Origin of the sequence: Streptomyces endocoffeicus (assembly GCF_016741935.1) — a bacterium.
In the GTDB taxonomy this organism is placed as follows: domain Bacteria; phylum Actinomycetota; class Actinomycetes; order Streptomycetales; family Streptomycetaceae; genus Streptomyces; species Streptomyces endocoffeicus.
In genome coordinates this window covers 1-3,745 of sequence record NZ_JAERRG010000105.1, presented here as the reverse complement: position 1 = coordinate 3,745, position 3,745 = coordinate 1, and the positions used below count along the sequence as shown (strand labels likewise).

Sequence of the window (3,745 nt, the reverse complement as noted above, 5' to 3'; positions counted from 1 at the left end):
GCAGAAGGGGAAGTGACGCCTTCGCGTACTCGCTCGGCCGCCTTGCGGCCCGGTAGGTGGCCTGGCTGTTCCGTAGCAACGAACCTCGAGCGTTCTCACCGAAGTCTGGTGGGTGGGCGTCTGTCGCCTCGAAGGGTTGGCGCAAAGAGCCTCATGCGGAGTCCGAGCGGGCGGCATCCCTGCCCGCAACGTGCGTGGGCGGGAGCCGCCGTGTGCAGGGCTGCTCGCTTCTCGGCCGGTGCTTGGCCAGACTGGGCCGCGGATGAGGTGGGTTGAGGAGTCGGAAGGGAAATGGCGTCAATCGCTCTGTACTACCCGTGGATGCACTTCCAGGACAGCGACTGGCTCAAGCTCGCGCTGCTGTCATGGGAAAGGATCGTCAGGCTTCGTCCACGCGCGGTCGATGATCGCGACAGCGAGGTAGTCCGCGCAATCCGCGGGGAGAGTGATCTGCTGCACGAGACTGCCCCGAGCAGGCACGACCTGGAGACGGTGGCCGGCGCCTTCTTCGAAATTCTCGGGGGCGAGGGCCCGGCTGCGCGGTACGAGGCCGCCAGAGCGCTGCGAGCGTCAGATCCCGCACTCGACGTCTCCGCGGGTGAGGAGTTCCTCATGGTGCCGCTCAGCCAGCAGGTGGAAGACCCCCTCACCATGGTGCCGCTCAGCCACTCCCGAAAGCTGCTGTGGATCTACTGTGGCGGCACCGGCACCAAGATTTCGGATGAGCTGCGGCGCCACCTGGTCGAAGCGGGTGTGGCCCGCCAGGTCAACGAGCGGGACCCGTGGGTCGGCCTGCGTCCCAAGCTGGGCACCGTCTACCTGACCGCCCTGGCTGACACCGTCGCCCGTCACAATGCACTGTCACCCGTGACTGACGATCTGCGGATGCACCACGCGGTGGGTGCTCTCGACCAGCTCGCCGATCTGCTCGATCAGCCCGTGACCCCGGCTTTCGAGGACACCCGGGCCGCCTACGTCCATCTCTCGCTCCGCGCGGTGATCCGGCCCGAGAGAATCGCCGCTGTGCCCGTTTCCCGGCTGTTGGGCTTCCGACAGCGGTACGCGCCCGAGCTCGCGGCCTTCCACGCGCACATCGACTCCCTGGCAACCGAACTGGAGCAGATTGCCGCTGTCGAGAACTCCGCGCTCGCCCAGGCCCATCTGCAGGCGCTCTATGAGCGGGCCACCAAGCCTCAACTGGACGAACTGCGCCGGGCGCTGCGTGCGTTCGGCATCGAGTCGACGGTGGGCACGCTGGGGTTGAAGGTGGACCTCGGGGCCGCCTCCGGCACGGCGTTGGGCAGCCTGGCCATCTCCGAAGGCCACCCGGCGGTCGGGACCGCGGCGGTCGCGCTCACCGTCGTTCCCTACATCGCGGGCCGCCTGAAGGCCCGTCGGGAGCAGCGAACCGGCTCACCCGTGGCCTACCTGCTGGCAGCAGAACGGAAGCTGAACCGGTCGCCGCTGGGGTTCCGCACCTGAGCGCCCAGCCCGACAAGGCCGCTGCACCTGGCGCTGCGCTGACACACCCCAACGACACAAAGACTGCGCGACAAACCTGGCTTCCGACCCGGCTCTGATCAGCCGCTCATCCTTCGACACGAAAGACGCCCAGCCACCAGACTTCGGTGAGAACGCTCAAGGATCGTTGCGATGGAACACTGGCGACACGCGGGCCGCATAGACCGCTTCACGCGCCGGTGACCGTGCCCGAGTGCGAAGCGGTGGCCGCAGACCGGACAGCGCACGACATCCTCGGTCTCCCGGCCCAGGGTGTACTACAGGCCGATGGTGACGGCCTCCAAGCGGTGACGGTGCCACCGTAAGTGCGCGATCTTGCACGAGCGGTCGCAGAAGTGCCTGTCGCTGCGGGAGTTCGCCGACAGCGGCTTGGAGCAGTTGATGTACGCGCAGCGGCGTACCCACCCGGACATAGCTCCACCGTACGCCCGAGCCCTGTCACAGGAGGCCACGGCGGTATCACCCTGTTTGGCGACACCGCCGTCATCCGGGCACTCAGAGCTTCAAGATCAGCTACTGGCGGAGGTGGCCCTCGGGATTGGTGGGTTCGCATGTTGCGGTGTCGCGTATTCAGCGGATGAGTCCGGCTCCTGATTACTGAATGTCGCCGGTCACGGTGGTCCAGCGCGGATCGAGGTGGCCGAGCCATGCGTCTTGGTCGTCGGCCAGTGGTTGTTTCAGGGGAATGGGGAGGAACCGGCAGGCGAAGGCGAGGCCGGCATCGTCTCCGTCGCCGTGGACGTGGTGGTCCCACGCATCGGGGGTGTCTGCTGGTGCCTGGAGGAAGAAGAAGCTGGTTCGTCGTGGCTGACCTGTGTCGGGATGGGGCTTGTCCTCCACGGCGATCTGCCGGACTACCGTGGCTGTCAGCAAGCCGGTCTCCTCGGCGACCTCTCGAAGGACCGCTTCTTCCAGTCCTTCGCCTGATTTGGCTCCTCCCGCGGGGACTTGGGTGCCGGCCTCCGGCATACCAACGTGGTCGAACACCAGAACTTCAGGGAAGGCGCGATGCCGGATTACGTATGCGGCGACACGGATTCTGGGTCGGGTCATCCCGGCATTGTCAGTCATCGGCGCCTTTCATGGTCGCCAGGGGCGTATCGGCTCCAGGTTCCGCCGGCTTCGGTGACCAGCCGTGTGGCGGTCTTGTCGTGGTAGCCGAGGGCCTTCGCGATGACGGGGGCCGGGGCCTGGAGGACAAGTTGGCGGATCGCGGAAGTCCTGCCGCGCTGCGGGGGGACACCGATCTCGCGGAGGTGGGCCTGGAGGCTGGCCGGATTCATCGGCTGCCCGGACTGGCGGCCGGGGAAGAGCCAACGGGCGCTTCGGCTGCTGGCGTAGGGCAGGTGCCGGCGGGCGTGGACGTAAGCCCGCATCAGTTCGGCGACGGGCTCCGGGAGGGGAGACGGTGGATCCCCCAGGCAGACGGAGATGGTGGTGATGTCGTCGATGGTGAGGCGAACGATGCGGCTGACAGGCTGGGCATAGACGAGAACGAGTGCGGCAACGATGCGGCTCCGCAGAGGCAGAAAGTCATCGTTGAGGACCCGTCGGAGCAGGGCGAGTCGGCGGTGCTGGTGCAGTGGCGCCTGGTCCTGGGTGACGGCCTGGGGCGGAAGGGTGAGGCTGGGCATCCGGCAGGTCTTGAACTTCTCCTTGGTCAGTCCGTCGTCATCGTCGTAATGCCAGGCCGCGCCACCCTTGTAGTCGTAGGCGGTCACCTGATCAGGCGCTCCACCGGTGCGGTCGGTTGTGGTCACGGAAGTGACCACGTACTTGTTGAACCACTGCCGCTCGGGGTCATCGCTCGTACTGCCGCCGATGTACTGCGGGAAGCAGCGAGTGGTGTTCGTCTGCGGGGCCGGGAGGGAGTTCCAGTCGCATGCCTCGGCGGAGTAGTTGACGTCGACCTGACCACCGGACTCATCAGCGACCGTGGACAGTCGGTCCGCCCAAAGGCATAGCAGACTCCCCCCACAAGGCCTCCCCAGACCTTGCTCAGTTATGAACAACTCGCGATGGAATCGTGAACGCGAGAGTAGACATCGCCTCGCACACCAGTCCAGGTAGCCAGAAAAGGATATCGATCAATATTTGGAGCAATAGCCATATCTTTGCCTGGTGACTTGCGCCACATCTGACACCGATAGGGAACCGCTGCCTCAAGCCGACTCGACACGCCAACCACCGACCACACCCCAAAGGGGTCAGCACCGGTCAGCAC

Annotated in this window: 3 protein-coding genes and 1 pseudogene; 1 reads left to right on the top strand and 3 read right to left on the bottom strand. The window is 66.0% G+C overall.

The features are described from left to right. Positions 1–291: 291 nt before the first annotated feature. On the top strand, positions 292–1,482 hold the full coding sequence (locus JK364_RS53960) for a DUF6236 family protein (RefSeq protein ID WP_201858805.1): 1,191 nt from the start codon (positions 292–294) through the stop codon (positions 1,480–1,482). Positions 1,483–1,778: 296 nt separating this feature from the next. Here JK364_RS53960 and JK364_RS53955 read toward each other — a convergent pair whose 3' ends face one another. The 3 genes and pseudogenes from JK364_RS53955 to JK364_RS58425 all read right to left on the bottom strand — a co-directional run. Further along, positions 1,779–1,934: a hypothetical protein gene (locus tag JK364_RS53955; RefSeq protein ID WP_201858804.1), complete on the bottom strand. Its 156-nt coding sequence runs from the start codon at positions 1,932–1,934 to the stop codon at positions 1,779–1,781. A gap of 181 nt (positions 1,935–2,115) precedes the next feature. Beyond that, entirely contained in the window at positions 2,116–2,574 is a 459-nt protein-coding gene (locus JK364_RS53950; protein WP_201858806.1) for an NUDIX hydrolase, read from the bottom strand. 587 nt (positions 2,575–3,161) lie between these two features. Continuing rightward, positions 3,162–3,467, bottom strand: a pseudogene (locus tag JK364_RS58425) (hypothetical protein); the annotation flags it as partial. Between the last annotated feature and the right edge of the window lie 278 nt (positions 3,468–3,745).

Excerpts from the sequence above, each read along its gene's own strand:
- JK364_RS53960 (WP_201858805.1), top strand. The coding sequence starts at position 292 with ATGGCGTCAATCGCTCTGTACTACCCGTGGATGCACTTCCAGGACAGC.
- JK364_RS53955 (WP_201858804.1), bottom strand. The coding sequence starts at position 1,934 with ATGTCCGGGTGGGTACGCCGCTGCGCGTACATCAACTGCTCCAAGCCG.
- JK364_RS53950 (WP_201858806.1), bottom strand. The coding sequence starts at position 2,574 with ATGACCCGACCCAGAATCCGTGTCGCCGCATACGTAATCCGGCATCGC.